Source organism: Rhizobium sp. R635 (genome assembly GCF_002211285.1).
Taxonomy (GTDB): Bacteria; Pseudomonadota; Alphaproteobacteria; order Rhizobiales; family Rhizobiaceae; genus Rhizobium.
Genome location: NZ_LOKX01000001.1, coordinates 254322 through 270150, shown reverse-complemented (window position 1 = coordinate 270150; position 15829 = coordinate 254322). Strand labels below are relative to the sequence as shown.

Annotated in this window: 15 protein-coding genes; all 15 read right to left on the bottom strand. The window is 53.0% G+C overall.

From position 1 onward, the window contains the following. Positions 1 to 7 precede the first annotated feature (7 nt). Positions 8 to 970: a class I SAM-dependent methyltransferase gene (locus tag ATY78_RS01255; protein ID WP_088680526.1), complete on the bottom strand. Its 963-nt coding sequence runs from the start codon at positions 968 to 970 to the stop codon at positions 8 to 10. Between the two features lie 20 nt (positions 971 to 990). Further along, positions 991 to 1998: a fatty acid desaturase family protein gene (locus ATY78_RS01250; RefSeq protein WP_088680525.1), complete on the bottom strand. Its 1008-nt coding sequence runs from the start codon at positions 1996 to 1998 to the stop codon at positions 991 to 993. Positions 1999 to 2113: 115 nt separating this feature from the next. Further along, positions 2114 to 3697 (bottom strand): hypothetical protein, encoded by a 1584-nt coding sequence (locus ATY78_RS28065; protein ID WP_141105609.1) that lies wholly within the window; start codon positions 3695 to 3697, stop codon positions 2114 to 2116. Positions 3698 to 3702: 5 nt separating this feature from the next. Beyond that, positions 3703 to 4563 carry an FkbM family methyltransferase gene (locus ATY78_RS01245; protein ID WP_088680524.1) on the bottom strand — a complete coding sequence of 287 codons (861 nt, stop codon included), beginning with the start codon at positions 4561 to 4563 and terminating at the stop codon, positions 3703 to 3705. Positions 4564 to 4579: 16 nt separating this feature from the next. Further along, positions 4580 to 5329 carry an FkbM family methyltransferase gene (locus tag ATY78_RS01240; protein WP_088680523.1) on the bottom strand — a complete coding sequence of 250 codons (750 nt, stop codon included), beginning with the start codon at positions 5327 to 5329 and terminating at the stop codon, positions 4580 to 4582. A gap of 2 nt (positions 5330 to 5331) precedes the next feature. After that, positions 5332 to 6114 carry a methyltransferase domain-containing protein gene (locus ATY78_RS01235; protein ID WP_088680522.1) on the bottom strand — a complete coding sequence of 261 codons (783 nt, stop codon included), beginning with the start codon at positions 6112 to 6114 and terminating at the stop codon, positions 5332 to 5334. A 2-nt stretch (positions 6115 to 6116) separates the two neighbouring features. Beyond that, a complete protein-coding gene (locus ATY78_RS01230; protein ID WP_088680521.1) occupies positions 6117 to 7448 on the bottom strand; it encodes a glycosyltransferase family 2 protein in 1332 nt (443 codons plus the stop codon). A gap of 3 nt (positions 7449 to 7451) precedes the next feature. Continuing rightward, entirely contained in the window at positions 7452 to 8480 is a 1029-nt protein-coding gene (locus ATY78_RS01225; RefSeq protein WP_245313462.1) for a lysylphosphatidylglycerol synthase transmembrane domain-containing protein, read from the bottom strand. 143 nt (positions 8481 to 8623) lie between these two features. Beyond that, positions 8624 to 9367: a glycosyltransferase family 2 protein gene (locus ATY78_RS01220; RefSeq protein WP_088680519.1), complete on the bottom strand. Its 744-nt coding sequence runs from the start codon at positions 9365 to 9367 to the stop codon at positions 8624 to 8626. A gap of 3 nt (positions 9368 to 9370) precedes the next feature. Further along, positions 9371 to 10300 carry a GDP-L-fucose synthase gene (locus tag ATY78_RS01215; protein ID WP_088680518.1) on the bottom strand — a complete coding sequence of 310 codons (930 nt, stop codon included), beginning with the start codon at positions 10298 to 10300 and terminating at the stop codon, positions 9371 to 9373. Positions 10301 to 10304: 4 nt separating this feature from the next. Then, a complete protein-coding gene (gene gmd, locus ATY78_RS01210; protein ID WP_011424121.1) occupies positions 10305 to 11387 on the bottom strand; it encodes a GDP-mannose 4,6-dehydratase in 1083 nt (360 codons plus the stop codon). A 3-nt stretch (positions 11388 to 11390) separates the two neighbouring features. Further along, the gene (locus ATY78_RS01205; RefSeq protein WP_190237363.1) at positions 11391 to 12314 is read right to left on the bottom strand and encodes a glycosyltransferase family 2 protein; all 924 of its coding nucleotides are present in this window, start codon (positions 12312 to 12314) and stop codon (positions 11391 to 11393) included. After that, the gene (locus tag ATY78_RS01200; protein WP_190237362.1) at positions 12311 to 13240 is read right to left on the bottom strand and encodes an SDR family oxidoreductase; all 930 of its coding nucleotides are present in this window, start codon (positions 13238 to 13240) and stop codon (positions 12311 to 12313) included. Before ATY78_RS01200 ends, ATY78_RS01205 begins: the two co-directional genes overlap by 4 nt. Before the next feature lie 36 nt (positions 13241 to 13276). Next, positions 13277 to 14014 (bottom strand): SGNH/GDSL hydrolase family protein, encoded by a 738-nt coding sequence (locus ATY78_RS01195; RefSeq protein ID WP_141105608.1) that lies wholly within the window; start codon positions 14012 to 14014, stop codon positions 13277 to 13279. Beyond that, complete coding sequence (gene asnB, locus ATY78_RS01190) at positions 13986 to 15827, bottom strand: asparagine synthase (glutamine-hydrolyzing) (protein ID WP_088680516.1); 1842 nt, start codon at positions 15825 to 15827, stop codon at positions 13986 to 13988. Before asnB ends, ATY78_RS01195 begins: the two co-directional genes overlap by 29 nt. Positions 15828 to 15829 lie beyond the last annotated feature (2 nt).

Genomic DNA, 15829 nt, shown 5'->3' with positions numbered 1-15829 from the left:
CTCCAAACTACGTCTTCTTTGATATCGTCTGTTGATTTGATGTCGTGAAGCCCATTGTGATACAGGCGCTATCAAGGAAGGCAAAGGCAGCAATCAATGGTAGATTTTTAACCCCGAAAAGCCTCGTCAAAAAGCTCTTCCAGCCGAAACTCGCCTGAACAACACCTTGAAGGGAATAAATCCAGATCAGGGGTGCTGGCAGATTACGCTGAGATTCGACTGATAGCCCTACCCTGCGCAAGAGATCCGCCAATCGCTCGAAGTTATAAAGATTCAGATGTCGCGGGAAATAATATCCGCCCCAGGCCCCGCCGGCAAAAAGCCGTCTGTCCCAACCATCGGTATTGGGCGTTTCAATCAACAGACGGCCGTCCTTCGCTAGGGCACGGACGAGACGTCGCAAGCTCTCCTCTGGCTCCCAAAGATGCTCTATAAGCTGGAGCATGACGATAAGGTCGAAAGGTTCCGGCGGCAACTCTGCCGCTTCAAGCGGCGCTTCGATCACAGCAATTCCCTGTCTTTCCAAAGCGCTACGCGTTTCAGCCGGAAAATGCCAATCCAGGCCGAAAAGTTCAAGATCGGGCCGCGCTTCACGAAGTGCAATCAAAAGTTCGCCATTGCCGCACCCAACGTCGAGTATCCTTCCCCGCAAAGGCAGATGAGCAACAACGCCCTTCAGGCGCTTGCGATTGACGATGGTCTTGATTCGCCCAAGGAGATTTGCACGACCCTGAAATCTCTTTGAGAAGGTACCGTAGTTGGCGGGATACATAAGGGACAGTTGGCTGATGTCTGGCCTCGGATTAAGATAAAAATGACCGCAGTCATCGCAGCGGACATATCTGAAGGTGTCTTCAGTGCCGTGATATATGTAGTCTCGCCCGGTAGCCGCAACAGCGAAACGTTGACTACCACAATTGGAGCAAATCGTTGATGTCGACTTTATCCGGTTTGTTGTGTGAGAATTCATTTTTTTCCGTGTACTACAGCTCAAAGAGCTAGGGCGTCTTGAACAGAATCTGAGAAATCATCGTTTCTGCGATTTCTCGAGAGTCGGATGAATTTTCCAAAACCGCTGCGTTGCAGACATCCTGGGAAATGCTCATAGAACCCTTTTTCGGAAAGGTGCCTATGGAGTTTAGCAAGATTGTGCTGCGGAATGGCGGGGAAAAGGTGATGTTCGATGTGATAGTTAAAATTTGCCTGATACATCAGCCACTTTTCGAACCAATTAGGCACCGTCGTTCGGGCAAGCGGCATCATTGCGTGCTCCCGCGCGTCCTTATAAAGCGGATAGTCTTCGGGCTGGTGTTCTGCAATGGTGCGCACGATATTCAGCGCGATTGCTACGGCTGCAATGGGATAGCCCCATAGCAGAATATAGAGGTACCAGCGACCCGTGAAAATGCATAGCGCAAACAGCAAGCCATTGAAGATGATGGTCGCGCTCGGCGCAAGCCATGAGGGCGAGAGCGAGTTTCCCAACGCCGCCTTTCGCGCTGAACCGCCATATTTGTCTGCCGCCAACCATACTCCCATACCGCCGCTCAACGCCTTCACCATCACCCAGGCAAGTGCCCGGAACCCCTTGATGGGTTCGCGATAGGGATAGCCATCTGCATCCTTTTCAGTACCCAGATGAGCATGATGGCTCATATGGCGCAGTCGATATGCGGCGACCGACATGCCGACAGGTGCTGCAAAGAACACATCACACCAGATATCGTTCTTACGGCGGTCTGAGAAAAGATGGAAATGCGATGCTTCGTGAACCCAGAGCAACATGCCTTGCGTTACGGCGCAGTTGACTAGGAACGGCAGCCACACGAGCCACCACGGTCCAAGAAGCGCAATCGCCCAAGAGATAGCTATCTGAAGCCAAATCATGGTGGTCGCCGCGATGATTGCGTGCGGTTGAGGCCGCTTCAACGCTTCGAGAAAACTGGGGTCAACAAGTTTTCTCGCGACTTTCATACATTCATTGAACTGTGCGTCCATTCAGCAGCCAATTCTCATAATTTGAAGATTGCGCGCATTTGCAAGCAGCTATCCAGCGATCGATATCCTAGCCGCTTGAGTCCTGCGCCCAAAACCCGCCTTTCCGGCGATACCGTTAAGCGGCTGTATCAACTACTTGCGGCTCTTTATCCCGGCTTAATACACCCACCGCAATTGAGATTGCAACCAAGTAGAATGGGATCAAGGCGTTTGCATACCGCGTGTCTCCGACAGGAAATGAAAACGCCGCACAAAAAGCGACAGCCACCGCAAGGAAAAAAAGTATAGCAACAAATGGCAACCGTACGATCAAAATTAGAAATGCTGCAAAACCAGAAGCCAGCCACACATCTGGCGGCAGGGAACCGAAGCCGACCGGATCGCGAAGATAGGAAGATGGATTTGAAGAGAGATAGGGTTGCCAAGCCTTCTTTATTTGCGCCGCCGCTAGACTGCTAAAAGGGAAAGGCGGAAGGTCGGACGTCGACCCGAAGAAAGAATCGAGATAACGTTGATAGTTTTCTCCGGATATCCATCCAAACCAGCGATAATAATAGTTCTGATGATCCATCATCGCCTTCATGGTCATTCCCCTGAATATCTCGCGATGAGGATCCCCAAGGCTATAAACCATTGTAGAGCCAAGGGAAGCGACGCCATAGATCACGCGTCTGATTTGAATTTCAAGCCCATCATTTGTAAGTGCTTTTCCTAATCTTTCTGCACGGTCATTAATTGCTTCATCATCAAGCCCGCCATTGCGCCAAAAATGGCCTATATCTAAAGTAAGCCGCAGATTGAGTCCGCTGGACAAAATTACCGAGGCGGGCAGTGAGGGAGGAAACTCAAGTCCGTCAAACACCTCGCGCACCTTATTTGAAGGATTCGGATTGACCTGTAATCCTGTGATGAAGGAGTTCATGCCGCCTTGCGGAAGAAAAAACTGCCCAGTTTGAATGAAGCGATAGACCGGAAAAGCTGTGGCGGCACTCGTGGCAACAAGGAGCAACAGCGGCATCCAAGCGGATAAAATTAGCCTTCTTCTCTGCAAGGCACAACATAACATTAAAACAACCGTGACACCCCAATAACTTCGAAATTGAGTTATTAGGAAAATCACCAATAATACAGTAAAAATATTCAATTTTTGGAAATGCGGTTCGTAGCCAATACGCAAACAGGCCGAAAAAGCTATCAAAAAAAGAGAAGATGTAAGGGATTCACTAAGCAACGCATTATGAAATGACTGATAAGTCGGAAGCAAGATCAATATAGTTAAAGGTACTAAATGAAGCCATGTTGGCCAATAGCGATTAATTGTGCAGAATGTAAACCACAACGCCACCACTGCAATTGTGTGTTGACAGCTAGCCAGAACAGGCCAACGCCATGTCTCGTTGAAAATACTTAAGCACAACCATAATATCGATACTCCAGGCTGGATATGGCTAAACATCCAGCGACCGCCTTCATGATAAAATTCTGCCATGCCTTGCGGCGATTTCAACGCTTCGGAAAGAGCGATGTAAACGCTGCTGTCGATCCAGAACGTCGAACCAAACACTACAAGTGCATATATATGAGCGCCGACAATTAACGCCGCTGAAACACGTCCAAATATTCGCTGAGACGGCTCGCATCCATAAGAATGAATTTTTCTATATCCTCCTATCCGCTCGCCAACTTGTCTAGGAAACATGTTTTCTACATCCGTTTTTGATTCTTATTTCCAGCTATCACGTTCATACCACCACCCTCCGCTATCATCGCACGTACCTTGCTGGCGTCTTCCGGTAATTTACTCTCAGAGGCCACATCTTCAATTTCATAGCCGCTTTCCCAAAGAAGCTTTAACAATTGATCGAAGTTCGTTGGATTCTCGCCATAAACATAGGGGGCTAATTCAAGCATTATGCGCGGCTTGAATTCTTCAAGAGTCGCTCTAGCCCCGAGCAAAACATCAAGCTCGTTACCGTCAACGTCAAGTTTTACGAAATCGACCTTATCGACTCCGAGCTCTCGAAGGGTTTCGTCCAGCGTATTGAGTCGCGCGCCCTGTGTCGACATGAGACGGCCATGATGCTCGCTATGCAGGTCTTCCGCAACTTCAAGCGGCCAACTCGAATAGACTGCTTCCGGCATTGTTTCAGATGCGCTTGCCATAAGCATCATCTGGTGAGCGTCGATTCGTTGGGCGAGAGTCGGGTTGAGCGAGATATTCGTCTTCTGTTTCCCAAACGCATGAGCCGTAGGCTCAAAGGAGATCACCTTGCCCGTCCCCCCTACCAGTTCAGCCAAAGGCAAGGTATGAGAACCGACATTGGCGCCGATATCGAGGACTATGTTTCCATCCCTCACCAGCTCTTTGTATCTATCGAGCGTTCGAACCTCGAATCCACCCAGCAGGTAGATCGCGAAATCGACACCGTCCTTCAGATCCAGCGACCAATTTATTCCGCGGCGCCTCACCTGCACCGTTGCTGGCAAGCCAAGACAACCGCGGACAAACAAGACTACCCTGGACAGATAGCGAGCGATCAGGATTTTGTTGCTGGTGGATAACATCGTCCTTAGGCCGCCTTTAGCTGATATCGCGATTGGCGGGCACTTTTCTTGCAACGATGAGGTTGCAATATTGGCCCGCATTATTTGGATCGAGGCCCCCATGATGGAAAGCCGTGCCTGGTGGATCGGCTATGTTATGGAACTCGAAATTCAACTTCTCAAGGAATCTAGTCAGTTCGGACGGATCCACGGACGCCTTCGACAAACCGTAAGGCCAGAATTCCATGAATATTCGAATATCGCGATTTTCGCGTAGAATCCGCTCTGCGCCCTGGAGAACGCTGAGCTCATAGCCCTGTACATCGATCTTGATAAAATCGACCCGCTGTCCCGGCGAAAAGTAATCGTCCAGTCTCACCAACGGGACATCGATGCTCGCTCGCCCGTCGCCGCTATCGAATGTTCGATGGTCGACATTCAGTTCGTTCGACACGTAGAGCTTTATCGTACCATTGCCGGCCCCTACCGCAGCATGCTGCAACGATACATTCGACAAGCCGTTTACCGTCGCTTCAAGCTTCTCAAAGTTCGCAGGAGCCGGCTCGAAGGCGTGCACATGGCCTGCCGCGCCCGTCAGAGCGGAAAACATGCGAGTATATATTCCAATATTCGCGCCGACATCCACGACGGTCATTGCCGGAGAAATCATGCCGCGCATGAGCTTGCGCTCACGCCGCTCCGAAATTGCCTTCCACACGGAGTAGAGCGGATAGTAAACGGGGTAGCAGTACCGATATAGCCAGTCAGCCAGGCGAAGCAAAACCATCTTCACGCCTCGCCTCTTGACGTGAGACAGGCTGTGAAGAATGAGGCGAATGCCTTGGGCAAGGTACGACCCACAGCCCTATCGAATTTGAAGTAAGGCCTATAAACCCAACCAGGCACAGGAAATTTCTTGGATATCCCGCCAGTTGCCATATAGGCAAGAGACGTGAAATAGCTGATCCGCGTCTTTTCGAGGCAGTAACAATCCGAAAGCTCAGCAAGCCAGTCCGGCCGCTGAAAGAAAATCATATGTGGCATCGCCTGATTTGACGTAGAAAGAGGGCCTTCCACTGTATTTAGAACTGGACGGCGGATGCTGAGATCCACCGGCTCATGATGCAGAAGCTTATACATCGGATAGGACAGCCGAGACAGATAAGGCTCCGTCGCATATACCCTGCCGCCTTTTACAAGCTTACGCGTCGCGCCCCGCAGAAAAGCGAGCGGGTCTTTCAGATGATGCAGAACATTCGTCATGGTAATCACGTCGACGCTATGGTCCGCAATATCGGGAAGCTCCGCGATTTCGTGGCAATCGAAGACAATATCGAGATAGTCCAACTTCAAAACATCGGAGGTGATGACGTTCGGCAAGAAGCGCTTGAGAGGTGAAGTTCCGCTTCCGATCTCCAGGACAGTCTTCGCGGCGATGTCCGGCTCCTGCCGAAACATCTCCCGATAAAGCTCACCGTACCAATGCATCAGGTTCGAATTAGCGTTCAGCCGCTCGCGATTTGCCAGCGTCTGCGCAAGGTCGGCGTCATAGAGGGCGCTCTCGGCTTCCATCGTCAGAGAAACTTTATTCGTCTTGCGGCAAAAACCAGCATGGCCAAAAGAATGGCGCCGTGACGCCAACGCGAAATGTTCGTCTCACCATATAGTCTTTCACGATAGCCGATTGGGACCTCAACGATTTTCAGGCCCATCCGCGCGGCACCGAAGATCAAGTCGAAATCGCCGAAGGGATCGAAATCGCCGAAGTAGGATCTGTTTGCTTGAAGCTTTAGATAGTTGGAGCGGCGGATCACTTTGGTTCCGCACAAAGTATCCTTGTACCTCTGGCCGAGAACGAAAGAGAAAGCCAATGCAAAAAACTTGTTACCCAAAAGGTTGAAGAAGCGCATCGCTTCTTTTTCCATGGGATAGACTAGACGAGTACCGTTGATGAACTCACCTTTCCCATCCTTGATGGCATTGTAGAATTTGGGCAAATCCTCAGGTGGCACGGTCATGTCCGCATCGAGGATCATCAGAACGTCCTTTGTGGCGAGGGAAAAGCCCTTTCTGACGGCATCGCCTTTTCCCTTGCCTTCCTGCTGGGCAATCAGAATGGACCGTTCGCTCCCGTATCGCTGCTGAACCTCTTGGATAGTCTTCCAAGTCGCATCCGTGGAATTGCCCTCGATGAAGATGAGCTCGTCATCCGGACCCATTTCCGGCAGCCGTTTGACAATATCCTCGATATTTCCCGCCTCGTTTCGCGCGGGAACGACGATCGACACCGACGGCTCCGTCTTCGACGCGACATAGTCCACCGGCCTCGCAAGCGCGATATTCAGAAGGCAGAGATTTCGAAAGAAGGGGAGAGGGGCAAGGCAACGATTAACAAAGCCGCTTACAAGCGGGATATAGAAGGGGATGAGAACCTTCTGGTCCAGTCGTATCAACTCGAAATTTTCGAGCGTCAAAAGGTTCTGGACATCTTCGTGGGCAAGCCAATTTGATTCAGGCACCCGCCGGCGCAGCCCGAACCTTGATGCGAAAGCGGCGAGCGGCCGCCACATGCTGCTGTAATAGGTAAGCACGAGGCGCGTCTCGGGCGAACACAAGGCACGCGTCTGCGCGAACATGCTTTGTATGTCACGCTCGTAGTGTATCAGGCCGCTGATGATCAGGTATTCAGGCTTGGTTTCAGCAACGTTCTCTATTTTGACGATCCTGTGTTCGTCAAACTCACTCGCAAGCTCTGTCGATGGCATCCCCGTACGAAACGTAACTTTGCCCTGGGGAAATCTACCAACCAAAAGGGGCGTCGTCGGATCAATCTCGACGACGGAATTCTGACTCAAGACAAAAAGGCCGATATATTTTCTTAAAAGAGAATAAAAATAGTTCTTCATAAGTTACCTCGGCGCCAAGCGGTTCAGGCGCCAATGTCCCAGAATGAGGGCTGCAGGCACGACATACACCACGAAAAAGAGAAAATGAACCGCCGTTGCCAGGAGCAGCCCTTCCGATGGCGAACGCCCCAGAAGTACGAAAGCCGAAACAATTGATGCATGAAAAGTACCGACCCCAGAGGGGGCGGCTGGAATCATCAGCCCCAACGCGCCAGCGAATAATACGAACAACGACTCGTCATAACTCAATGCGACACCGACAAATCGGGCGACAAAGATATATGCGAGCGCATATACCGAAAGCCACATACCCAGCGTAACAACCGCGGGAAGGATGGCCACGGAAAGAGATAGGCTCCGTGCTGAATTTCGAACGATATAGGCTATGTGACGGTCAAAGAAATTCTGCAGCCGCACAATACGGAAGACGGGTCGTAGCAACGGGACAAGCTGCTCGCCGAAACGCCTTATCAGAATTACCGCCAAAAATAGCACTAGAATTCCACCGGGCATAAGGATCAAAAGAACATTGCGATAATCAGCATTCAACTCACGGCTCAACAAGATCAAAGAAAACATGCCGACAGAAACGATGGTCACCAAGTCAACCACCTTTTCGACAAGAAGTCTGCCAAGTGCATCGGCATAGGGAACAGCCGCAACAACACGGCTATAATGCACGCGCAAAAGGTCTCCACCTCTCGCGGGAAGGAACATGTTAGCACCCAGACCGAGCAGGGTGGCCATTAGTGAGGTGCCGTAGCCGATCTTTCCGTCCAACAACAGTTGCCATCGCAGCGCGTAGCCCACAGCGATAGCGAAGACAACAAGTAAAAAACCCAAAAGCGATGCTGCGGATATTCCATTGCGGAAAATGCGAATGGCATCTTCCCAATCCACGGCCCGAAGCAGGAAAGCCAGGAAGACAAGGCTTATCGCCGATGCAATAAACATCTGCAGGCGCTGATGGTTGAGGAGATCACGTATCACGTTCGTCTGATGTTCCTTTTCGAAGCGGGCGCTGCTTTTCAATCGAGAGCGCCTCCTCTCGGCCCGGACCGCTGCCCCTAACATATTACAACAATCAGGAGCAACCCCGTGGCTTCTCGCTTTTCACAGGGGCTTGCAGCCTCAAGTCCGACCCTCTTGCCGTAATGACAGCCAGCGCCCGGCTCCTAACCTCTGATCGACTTGTACCAGACGGCATAGGGCTGCGCGATCCACCATTTCAACGGAACCCTGCCGTGATATTTGCGGACGACATCAATCGCCTCACTATAATGCCGCCGGCGTAGCCTTCGTGTCTTGGTCAGTTCATGTTCACGGTTCACCGCAACGAACTCGTCGACGAAATGCAGCGGCCCAACACTCTTAAAAAGCTTCCACCAAAGGTCATAATCCATGACCATGTGCAGTTTTTCGTTGACGCCGCCAACAGCCTCCCAGGCAGAACGACGGATCAATGTGGCAGGCTGAGAAACGATGCAGCGCATCGCCAGGCGTCGCTCGCTGAAAGGTTCGACCCAGACAGGCGTTCGCTTTCCGCTCTTCTCAACGACATTCCAGGCGCGCCCATAGACAGCCGATGCCTGTGGCCGATCCTCCAGCGCCCGGAGCAGAGTTTTCAGCGCACCGGGCAAAAGCCAGTCGTCGCTGTTGAGCCAGCAGACATAAGGCGCACGGCCGGATGCTATGCCTTCATTGATAGAGGCCGCCTGCCCGCCATCCTGATGACTGCGCCACCCGGCGAGCCTGGCTTCCCATGTGCGGATGACCTCGATGGAATTGTCCGACGAACCGCCATCGAGGACAAAAACCTCCACCGGTAAGTCCTGCTCGAAGATCGATGCCAACGCCTTATCGAGAAAGCGGCCCTGATTGAACGAGGGGACGGCGATCGTGACAAGCGGTTCGATCATGTTTCAGGCGGCATGCGACCGGAAGTCGGCGTAAGCTTTCGCAATGCCGTCGGCGAGCGATGTGCGAGCCTGCCAGCCGAGAGCCTTCATGCGGTCGACATTCAGGAGTTTGCGGGGGGTGCCATCGGGTTTGCTGTGGTCATAGACGATACCTCCCTCGAAACCGACGATCTCCATGACCGTCTCGGCCAACTGCCGGATCGTCACATCCTCGCCCGTGCCGATATTGAAAAGTCCCTCGCTGATTTGATTTTCCATCAGGAAGACACAGGCATCCGCCATATCATCGACATAGAGAAACTCGCGCATCGGCTGACCGGAGCCCCAGACGACCAGTTCCTTCTCGCCGCGAATCTTCGCCTCGTGCGCCTTGCGGATCAATGCCGGCAGGACATGACTGTTGTTGAGATCGTAGCTGTCGTTTGGACCATAGAGATTGGTCGGCATTGCGGAGGCATACTGCGTTCGGTATTGCCTATTATAGCTCTCGCAAAGCTTGACGCCGGCGATCTTTGCTATGGCATAGGGCTCGTTGGTCTGTTCGAGCGGCCCGGTAAGCAAATAGTCCTCCCGGATCGGCTGCGGGCAATCCCTAGGATAGATGCAGCTTGAGCCCAGGAAAAGCATGCCCTGCACACCGGCCTGCCAAGCAGCATGGACGATATTGGTCTCGATCATGAGATTTTGATAAAGAAACTCGGCCCGATAGGTGTTGTTCGCATGAATGCCGCCGACCTTGGCCGCCGCCATGAAGATATAATCGGGTTTTTCCTCGGCGAGAAACCGCACCGTCGCGGCCTGATCGACGAGATTGAGATCCGCGTGGGTTCGGGTAATGACGTTCGTATATCCTGCCGAAGCAAGACGGCGCAGGATCGCCGACCCAACCATCCCCCGATGACCTGCGACATAAATCTTCGATGACTTGTTCATCGTATCACTCGTGATAGTCATAGGCCGAAAACCCGTGCCGTTTGACCAGTTCATCTCTTTCGGCTGATTTGAGATCTTCCCGTACCATTTCAGCGACAAGCGCTTCGAAGCTGATCTGGGGCTCCCAGCCAAGCTTGTCTTTCGCTTTGGATGCATCTCCAAGCAGCGTTTCTACCTCGGTCGGCCGGAAATAGCGCGGATCGACGGAAACGATGCATTTGCCGTTGGCATCGAACCCCTTCTCGTCAATCCCGGTACCAACCCAGTTGACCGAAAGACCGATTTCACGAGCCGCTGCATTTACGAAATCGCGAACGCTGTACTGGATGCCGGTCGCGATGACAAAATCCTCCGGCTGCTCTTGCTGTAGCATGAGCCACTGCATCTCCACATAGTCCTTCGCATGTCCCCAGTCACGTTTGGCATCGAGATTGCCGAGATAAAGACAATCCTGCAGGCCGAGTTTGATGCGGGCGAGTGCGCGCGTGATCTTGCGCGTAACGAATGTCTCGCCGCGCACCGGGCTCTCGTGGTTAAACAGAATGCCGTTGCAGGCGTAAATACCGTATGCTTCACGGTAATTTACGGTGATCCAATAAGCGTAAAGCTTGGCGACAGCGTAAGGAGAGCGGGGATAGAACGGTGTCGTTTCCCGTTGAGGCGTTTCCTGAACGAGACCATAAAGCTCCGACGTCGAGGCCTGATAGAAACGAGACTTTTTTTCGAGGCCGAGAATGCGGATCGCCTCAAGAATGCGCAGGGCGCCTAGAGCATCCGAATTTGCCGTATACTCCGGCTCTTCAAACGAAACCGCCACATGCGACTGCGCAGCAAGGTTGTAGATTTCATCCGGCTGAACATTCTGCATGATGCGGATCAGGCTGGACGAGTCGGTCATGTCGCCATAGTGCAGGATGAGACGTCGCCGGTCCTCGTGCGGATCTTGGTACAAGTGATCGATACGATCGGTGTTGAAGAGGGAAGCACGCCTCTTTATGCCATGGACCTCGTAGCCTTTGCTGAGAAGAAGCTCAGCGAGATACGAGCCATCCTGACCAGTTACACCTGTGATAAGCGCCTTTTTCATATTCTATCCATTCTTCCGCAAGGAGGCTTCAAAAGCTGCGTCAGCCAGCCTATGTTGCGACAGATACGCCCAATGAAGCGCGATACGTCGCACGAAGCTCATATTTCTACCACCATAACGCAATCGAAGACCGTTCATCTCTCCAATTCCGCGAACAAGAAATTCAGCCTGCGATTTCTGCTGCCCGTGCACGCGAAAGGCACCAAATAATCCTGGCAAATGCCGGAAAACCGCACCAGCGTGAATAAAGCGCAGAAGCAATTCCCAATCCATGGCGAAGTGGAAATCCGTATCGAATCGTCCGCCAACCCTCTCCCATATGCGGCGACGCCAGAACATCGTCTCCTGTGGGACATAATCGATAAAAGTCAGGATTTCGGAATCGTGCTCCGGCAATACCCAGCGCCCGACTTCCCTGCCAGCCTCATCGACAATCAGACGATTGCCGTAAATTACATCGACCGAAGGATTATCGCGAAAATAGCGGCCGACGAGACACAGCGTACCCGGTAACAAAAGGTCGTCCGAGTTGAGATATCCCATTATCTCGCCGTCCGCATGGGCAAAGCCCTTGTTTAACGCATCCGTCTGTCCACCGTCGGTCTCGATGCGTATATCAACGTTGCGTGTCGCGTATCTACCCAGGATTTCTCGCGTGCCATCGGTGGATAACCCATCCTGCACTATATATTGCAGCTTGGGGTAGTTCTGCCCGAGAACGCTTTCAAGTGTCTTCTCGACGAAACTCGCTTGGTTGAATGACGGCGTCACCAGCGATATCGCGGGAAGCCGGTCGTTATCGTCCGCATGATTGACAGAAGCTACAGACAGCTGGCGAGGCTGATACTGATGAAATCGACCCAATCGGACGCCAAGGAGGCGCCGCATCGCGATACCAAGGCGTAGCGACGAAAACCGGGGGATCATGACAAACCATGCTCTCGCTGGAACCACGAGACATAAAGAGCTAGCCCTTCCTTCCAGGAAATACGCGGCTGCCAGCCCCAGGCAAGCGCCTGGCGAATATCCGCCTGATAGTCACTCGGATCACCCGGACGAACGGTACCACAGAACTCGGCCGCATTCCTGCGGCTCAACAATGCAAAAAGCTCGGCAACCACATCCCTGACAGTGATGGCAACACCCCCGCCGCCATTCACGACCGGGCATCGAGGAGATGCATGGTCTGCTGCGTGGATCATCAGGTCCGCCGCATCGGAAACATGGAGCCAATCGCGCGTCTCGTTACCCGTCCCGAAAAATTCGTACTCGTTCGCAATAATGCGGCGACAGGCGTCCCATAGCAACTGCTTACGGAAACCTTCGCCATAGATAGAAAAAAGGCGCACGATGGAAGCATTCAGACCGAAGAGGCGGGCATATTCCCTGATAAGTTCTTCAGCGCTTCTCTTGTGAACGCCATATGGAGACGTTGGCCGCAGAGAAGAATCCTCGGACATGGGAAATTTATCCGCAATTCCGTAAACTGCGGCGCTCGATGGATAAACGAGAGCAGCGCTGGGACAATCGACTCTGAGGAATTCCAGGACAGCCACAGTTGGCACAACGGTACGCAGAAAATCGGTATAAGGCTCCGCGACCGACGCGCCAACGGAACCACTCCCCGCACAATGAACGATCAGCGCCGGCCGAACCTCCATGGCCCTCAGTCCATCAAGGCTTACATCCTGTTGATGCCAGGCCGAAAGGCCCCACTGCGACATCTGGTCCCGGCTCCATTCTCCATGGCCGATACCATGCACCGACCAGCCGTGCCTGGCCAGCGCCGATGCAACATGGCGGCCGATTGAGCCGTACGCGCCGGTGACCAAAGCAATCTTTTGTCCGGTCAATTTTAACCACTCTCCATCATTGACAGGTCCGTTACACTACTTGTTTGCGGCAGCGCAAGAACCCGACAAGCCTGAAAGCAGCTTTTCCGCAATGACCTGATAGGTTTTGGCTGCGGGGTGAACACCATCGACGGTATAGTGTCCCTGCCACTCGATCCGTTTAATTTCCTGGTTCATATCAAGAAGCCTGACACCCGCCTTTTCTTCCACCACTTGGCGAATGGCATCATTTAGCTGATCGATAAGCGATGGATCGAAATAATCGGCGCCGAGCGGCATGCCGGGTTCAACCGGCAGAATCGTCGATGCGGTCACCGCCGGAATCATGCTCTGCAACTGATCTATTAGACGAGCATAGTCCGTCTTCCACCTTTCTACATAGTCGGCCGGCAAATCCTGACCTCGTCGCGCGTCATTAACGCCGATCGCAACAATCACTTCCTTCAATTTCGAGGAGTTCGGACTGCGAGAAATCGCGGTCACGAGATTAGAGACATCCTTTATACCCCCGCCGCCAAGACCTGCATTTATCATCCGGCAACGGCCAAATGGCTCGCCAAGCCATGCCTCGATTATACTGTCGCCGAGAACCAACACGCCGTCTTCGTTAAGCTGCGCCAAATGTGAAAGAATCATAGTGTCGCGAATATTGATGTGCTCTCCCGCCAATACCGGGCCGCCGGAAAGGAGGAGAGATCCGAAAACGGCGCCAGAAATAGCGTAATTTCGCATAAAAACCCGCAATTTACGCATATTCGCGTGTGAATTCAGCAATGGGTTGCTTTTCGATATGGATACGAACCCAGCATTCGAGCAACACCAGCTTGTACAGGAATGGAAGATCGAACTCGCCAAGACCGGTGCGGGACCGGTTCGCATCAACCAACCCCTGCCTCACCAACGCACCATCCGAAACAAGCGGCAGGAAGCGTTTCACAATTCCACTCATCCATTCCCGAACGGGCGGCGTGAAGCCTTGTTTCTTCCGCGCCAGAACATCGGCGGGTAAAACATCGCGGAGCGCTTCCACCAGAAGCCACTTGTGAGGCTTGTGCCAGTCTGTCAATCCGTCGTTTCGCATCCCGGTAACGCGGTCCACCAATTCCGAATCCAGCAAAGGCAAGCGGCCTTCCACCGAATGCGCCATCGTCATCCGATCCATCAGCGCCAAACAGTTGGACCGCAACCAGGTGCGGTTCAGCAGATTGGAGACGGCAAGATGAAGCGGCTGCGACAGATCGAGACTTGCGCCATCCAACCATAGATGTTCGGGCAGCCTGTCTCGTTCCCCCGCCGGCATAAGCTTGCGCGACCAGATGTCACCGTTGCGTAAATCGGCATGAACACCGAAGAAATCGGGCTTCTGCGCGACTTTCTTACCGGTCAGGCGCTTCCACCAGGGCGATTTGATTGGTGTCCCGGCAAGCAGCGCCTCGTTTCGCGTCATGGCGTCGCGCACCCACCCGTAACCCCAGAAGAATTCGTCTCCCCCAAGTCCGGACAACAAGACAGGATAGCCCGCCTCCCGAGAGGCTTTGGCAACGGTGTAGTAGCCAAAGGCTGCTATATCGCCAATCGGCGTATCCATGGCCAACATCAACTCCGGGAAGGAGTCGATCACTGTGCCGGTATCGAGTTCCACTTCGGTGAAACCTATGCCGAGTTCCTTTGCCAGGGTTGCCGCGAAACCGCGCTCGTCAGTATCGGGTCGCCCCTTGTAACCGATGGTGAAGGCATGCAGTTGACCCGGAAAATGACGTGCGGTCAAAGCCGCCACGAGGCTGGAATCGATCCCCCCCGATAGGGCGACTGCAACAGGCACATCCGCCGTTCCCATCAGGCGGCAGGCATTGTCCAATATATCTTCTGTTACGGCTACGGGATCGCGCGAATCTTCGTGAACCTTCGACGTATCCCAATATGGTTGCGGCAACGCCTCCAAGTCATCAGGCTTCAACAGCATATAGTGCCCTGCAGGCAGCTGCTCCAGACCCTGCAAGACCGACGCAGGCTCGGGCACATATTGAAACGTCAAAAAGAGATTGAAAGCCTCCGGCGACAGCCTCAACGGTTTCGGCATCACCGTCGTCAGGCTGCGAACTTCACTGGAGAACCACAAATGACCTGCCCCATCCCGGTGGAGGTAGAGCGGCTTTTCGCCCATCCGATCCCGCGCCAGCAGAAGAACATGCTTCTTCGCATCCCAAAGAGCGAACGCAAACATGCCGCGCAGTTTGGCGAGACATTCAATCCCATATTCTTCGTAGGCATGAATGATGGTCTCGACATCGCTCAACGAACTGAATTGATGCCCTCGTGTCCGGAGGTCTTCCCGCAACTCGTTATGATTGTATATTTCACCGTTGCATATGATGACAATGTCGCCGGCCTCGTTGAAGAGCGGCTGCTTGCCGCCGGCAAGATCGATGATCGAAAGACGACGCATCGCCAGCATCGCGTGTTCTGCAGAAAATATGCCTTCAGAATCAGGTCCGCGATGTTCGAGCAACCTGTTCATCTCGCGCACGCTCGAGATTTCAACCTCTGTCAAAGGAGCAAGAGAAATCACTCCACTTATACCGCACATAT

Coding starts and splice junctions, on each gene's coding strand:
- ATY78_RS01255 (WP_088680526.1), bottom strand. CDS start 970: ATGAATTCTCACACAACAAACCGGATAAAGTCGACATCAACGATTTGC.
- ATY78_RS01250 (WP_088680525.1), bottom strand. CDS start 1,998: ATGGACGCACAGTTCAATGAATGTATGAAAGTCGCGAGAAAACTTGTT.
- ATY78_RS28065 (WP_141105609.1), bottom strand. CDS start 3,697: ATGTTTCCTAGACAAGTTGGCGAGCGGATAGGAGGATATAGAAAAATT.
- ATY78_RS01245 (WP_088680524.1), bottom strand. CDS start 4,563: ATGTTATCCACCAGCAACAAAATCCTGATCGCTCGCTATCTGTCCAGG.
- ATY78_RS01240 (WP_088680523.1), bottom strand. CDS start 5,329: ATGGTTTTGCTTCGCCTGGCTGACTGGCTATATCGGTACTGCTACCCC.
- ATY78_RS01235 (WP_088680522.1), bottom strand. CDS start 6,114: ATGGAAGCCGAGAGCGCCCTCTATGACGCCGACCTTGCGCAGACGCTG.
- ATY78_RS01230 (WP_088680521.1), bottom strand. CDS start 7,448: ATGAAGAACTATTTTTATTCTCTTTTAAGAAAATATATCGGCCTTTTT.
- ATY78_RS01220 (WP_088680519.1), bottom strand. CDS start 9,367: ATGATCGAACCGCTTGTCACGATCGCCGTCCCCTCGTTCAATCAGGGC.
- ATY78_RS01215 (WP_088680518.1), bottom strand. CDS start 10,300: ATGAACAAGTCATCGAAGATTTATGTCGCAGGTCATCGGGGGATGGTT.
- gmd (WP_011424121.1), bottom strand. CDS start 11,387: ATGAAAAAGGCGCTTATCACAGGTGTAACTGGTCAGGATGGCTCGTAT.
- ATY78_RS01205 (WP_190237363.1), bottom strand. CDS start 12,314: ATGATCCCCCGGTTTTCGTCGCTACGCCTTGGTATCGCGATGCGGCGC.
- asnB (WP_088680516.1), bottom strand. CDS start 15,827: ATGTGCGGTATAAGTGGAGTGATTTCTCTTGCTCCTTTGACAGAGGTT.